Raw genomic sequence first — 3844 nt, 5'->3', positions numbered from 1 at the left:
CCCCCCCCCCCCCCCCCCCCCGGGGGGCCCCCGCCGCCCCCCCCCCCCCCGGGGGGGGGGGGGGCGCGCCCCCCCCCCCCCCCCCCCCCCCGGGCCCCCTCCCCCGCGGGCGCCCCCCCCCCCCCCCCCCCCTCCAGGCTGGCCAGATGGAGCGGCGCCCTCATCGGCCGAGCTCGTCCTCGACGAACGTCGGACGGCCGAGTGTGACCGCCGGGATCGCTGCCGCGAGCGTGACGGCGAGGAGGAAGAGCAGCGGCAGCGTCCAGCCTCCGCTGGCGTCGTGGAGCAGCCCGACGAGCAGCGGGCCGAGTGCGCCGAGTGCGTACGCCGTGCCCTGGGCGAATCCGCTCAACGCCACGGTTCCGCCGTGTGTGCGGGTGCGGACGTTGATGAGCACGAGGCAGACGGGGAACAGGATTGAGCCGCAGCCGATCAGGAGCACCCAGAGCAGGGTGAGTGGCGCCGGTGCGAGCAGCAGGCCGAGGTACCCGAATGCGAAGCTCAGGACGCCGACGGCGATCAGCCAGCCGACGTTGCGGAGCCGAAGCACGAGCAGGGGAGCGATCAGCGCGCCGGGGACACTGATCACGCCGGTGACGGCGAGGAGCACGCCCGCCTCGGTCGGTGTCGATCCGGCGACGTCCTGCAGGATCTCGGGCAGCCAGGCGAAGGCTGCGTAGGTGCAGATCGCGCTCGAGGAGAAGAGCGCGGTGATCGACAGTGCGGCGCTTGATCGCCGGAGGCGGGTGACCACCGCAGGCGCGACGAGCCAGGAGCGGTACATGGCCCTCGCGGCAGTCGGAGTGACTGCACTTACCGAGGATTCGGGATCTCGTTCCATGGGTCCACGCGACCATCCGTGTGTGGGTCACCGCATCAGGGCAGATACGCACACCGGAGTGTGGACTCAAGCGGGTGCGACCTCCGCCACGACGCTGCGGACGTGCGCGAGGATGTCGGCGGCTGCGGAGACGGGACGGCGGGCGGCGATGTAGCCGTCCGGGCGGATGAGCACGACGGCGTCGTGCGCCGGCGTGTACCGGGTTGCAGCATGGCCTCGGGAGTCCTCGATCGCTCCGGCGCCGATCCGGTGGACGTGGACGTCTGCAGGCGCGGCTTCGAGCGCTCGCATGTCTTCGGGGTCGTCGGAGAACACGAAGACCGTCCAGTGGGGGCCGCGGAGGAGGTCGAAGGTCGATCCGGCGAAGCCGAGACCCCGGAGACCCGTTGCGTACGGTGCGCGGACGGCGGGCTGGTCGTCGAGGGACAGGGTGTTCGGGGCGTAGCGCAGGGACAGTCCGGTCGTGTCGTCGCCGCCCATGCCGTCGAGTCCGCGGTCGACTCCTTCCGCGCCACCGGTCGCGCCGGCGCGGAACGTGTGCATCTTGTCGGTGCTCATCTCGAGGACGGAGGCGGCGATCGGTCGGCGCTCCAGCTCGTACGTGTGGAGGAGGACGGGGTCCGCGCCCTGGACGACTGCGGCGAGCTTCCACCCGAGGTTCCAGCTGTCCTGGATCCCGGTGTTCATGCCCTGCCCTCCCGCCGGCGAGTGCGCGTGGGCTGCATCGCCGGCCAGGAACACACGCCCGACGCGGTACCGGTCCGCGAGACGGACGTTGGCGCGGTAGAGCGAGAGCCAGGTTGCTTCCTTCAGGGTCACCCGGTCCTTCCCGAGGTGGTCGTCGAGCAGCTGCTGGTACAGCTCGAGCGACGGCGGTTCCGCGTCGTCGCCGGCCTCGGTCGTCGACTGCCACTGCCAGAGGTCCGTCGTGGGGAGCGGGGTGAGCCCGATCATGCCGTCGCTGGTCGGCAGGATGTACTGCCGCCCGTGGTCGAGTCCTTCGAGACGGACGTCGCCGAGGTACCAGCGATCGTGCATCGTGAACCCGTCGAACACCACGCCGAGCGCATGACGGACCGTGCTCCTGCCTCCGTCGGCGCCGACGACCCATCGAGCGCGGATCGTCTCCGGGCCGACCGGTCCGTCGACCAGCACGCCCACGAAGTCGGCCTGTTGGTCGATGCCGGTGGCGGCGGTGCCGAACTCGACGTGGACGCCATCGAGTGCCAGACGGTCCCGGAGCGGGCCCTCGACGTCGAACTCGCTGATCCAGAGGGACTCCGGGTACGCGGTCGTGGTCGGGTCGGACACCGGGACGGTGATGGGTGCGCGGTCGATCACCGTGCCGTCGTCGGTGATCATGCGGACCGGCAGCTTCGTGACGCCACGCGTCAGGACCTCGTCGGCGACGCCGAGGTCGTCGAACACCTCGAGGCTCCGTGGTTGCAGGCCCTTCCCGCGCGAGGCGACGCTCGGGACGTCGAACCGCTCGATGACGCGGACACGGGTTCCGCGCCGGGCGAGGTCGCAGGCGAGCGTGAGCCCCGTGGGGCCGGCGCCGATGATCACGACGTCCGTCATGGTGGTCGGGCTCGGGGTCGGGGTGATGAGGGTGGTGCGAGGCATGACACTGCCTTCCGGTTCGGAGCACGGGGTTGTGCATGAGTTTTCACACTACACCGTGTAGTTCCAAAACTCGATGGCTACAGTCGGGGTATGTCCGTTCCCACCCGTGCTCTCCGCCCGAGCTCCGAACGGAAGCGGGCGGCGATGCTCGACGCTGCCCGGGACCGCTTCCTGGTGGACGGCTACGACCGCACGTCCGTCGATGCCGTCGCCGCGCAGGCGGGCGTCTCCAAGCGGACGGTCTACGACCACTTCGCGGACAAGGACGGCCTGTTCGCCAGCGTCGTGGAGCAGGCGTCCGGGGCGTTGATGTCGTCCGTCGAGGAAGCTGCTGACCAGGAGCTCCGGCTTGATCGCGATCTCACCACCGCGCTCCTGGCGTTCACGCGGCGGATCGCCACCCAGACGCTGCAGTCGTCCGACTACGCCGTGGTGAGGATGCTCCTCGAGTCGGGTCGCATGGTCCCCGCGTCCGGGACGGATCTGGCACATGACCCCGAGCGGGTCATCGCGGCCCGGTTCAGGGATCTCGCCGAAGCCGGAGTGATCCGGGCGGCGAACCCGCGTCGGGCTTCCGAGCACTTCACCGCGCTGACGTTCCTCCTCGCACTGAACGCACCGGAACTCGACGCCGCCGCCGTCGACGCGGTCTTCGTCGACGGCGTGGACGCCTTCGTCCGTGCGTACGGTGCCGAGCGCGCGGCTTCGTGAGCTGGTCGCTGCAGTCCACTCAGCGTCAGGCTGCTGCGCCGGGCGACGATCTTGCGCGCTCGGGCGCGACCCCGCGACCCTGCGACCCTGCGACCCTGCGACCCCGCGACCCCGCGACCCCGCGACCCCGCGACCCCGCGACGTTCGAGTGTGCGGCAACGCCCCAGTCCTGCACTTCGTCGTGGAAGACAGAAGAAGTAGGCGGCGTCGCATCCGCCGCTGTTCCGGCTGCATCTCTCCCGTATACGGCGGCTCGTACCTGCAGGCCGGCGGCACCGCGGAGAAGATGAGCGTCGAGCTCCGCCGCCGTGAGGACGACGGCGAGTACCGGTTCTACATCGTCGGCCGCGACCACGACCTCGGGGAACCGCTCACTGAGACCATCGACGTGCAGGCTGCTCACGAGCCGCGGCACCCGGCGGAGCTGTTCACCGCCGACCAGGCGGCGCCGGTGTTCATGCACTACGTCGAGCACCAGACGGTCCCCGACGGCTACACGCTCCGGCTCATCGCCGTCAGGTGAGCGGTGGCGGCATCGCCTCGGCGTGTCCGCGACCGTGTGCCTGACTGGAGGCGGGGGGGGGCGGGGGGCCCCCCCGCCCCCCCCCCCCCCCCCGCCCGGGCCCCGCCGGGCGCCGCCCCCCGCGGGGGGGCCGGCCCCCCCCG

At 71.6% G+C, this 3844-nt stretch carries 4 protein-coding genes; 2 read left to right on the top strand and 2 right to left on the bottom strand.

The features are described 5' to 3' along the window. Positions 1-160: 160 nt before the first annotated feature. Both QCD68_RS16925 and QCD68_RS16920 read right to left on the bottom strand, forming a co-directional pair. Positions 161-784 (bottom strand): MFS transporter, encoded by a 624-nt coding sequence (locus QCD68_RS16925; protein WP_301223863.1) that lies wholly within the window; start codon positions 782-784, stop codon positions 161-163. 123 nt (positions 785-907) lie between these two features. Next, complete coding sequence (locus QCD68_RS16920) at positions 908-2467, bottom strand: FAD-dependent oxidoreductase (RefSeq protein ID WP_301223862.1); 1560 nt, start codon at positions 2465-2467, stop codon at positions 908-910. A 90-nt stretch (positions 2468-2557) separates the two neighbouring features. Here QCD68_RS16920 and QCD68_RS16915 point away from each other — a divergent pair, with 90 nt between their 5' ends. Continuing rightward, the gene (locus QCD68_RS16915; protein WP_301223861.1) at positions 2558-3178 is read left to right on the top strand and encodes a TetR/AcrR family transcriptional regulator; all 621 of its coding nucleotides are present in this window, start codon (positions 2558-2560) and stop codon (positions 3176-3178) included. Between the two features lie 286 nt (positions 3179-3464). Then, the gene (locus QCD68_RS16910; RefSeq protein ID WP_301223860.1) at positions 3465-3701 is read left to right on the top strand and encodes a hypothetical protein; all 237 of its coding nucleotides are present in this window, start codon (positions 3465-3467) and stop codon (positions 3699-3701) included. Positions 3702-3844 lie beyond the last annotated feature (143 nt).

Origin of the sequence: Curtobacterium sp. PsM8 (assembly GCF_030433875.1) — a bacterium.
Taxonomy (GTDB): domain Bacteria; phylum Actinomycetota; class Actinomycetes; order Actinomycetales; family Microbacteriaceae; genus Curtobacterium.
This window is presented reverse-complemented; position numbering and strand designations above follow the sequence as displayed.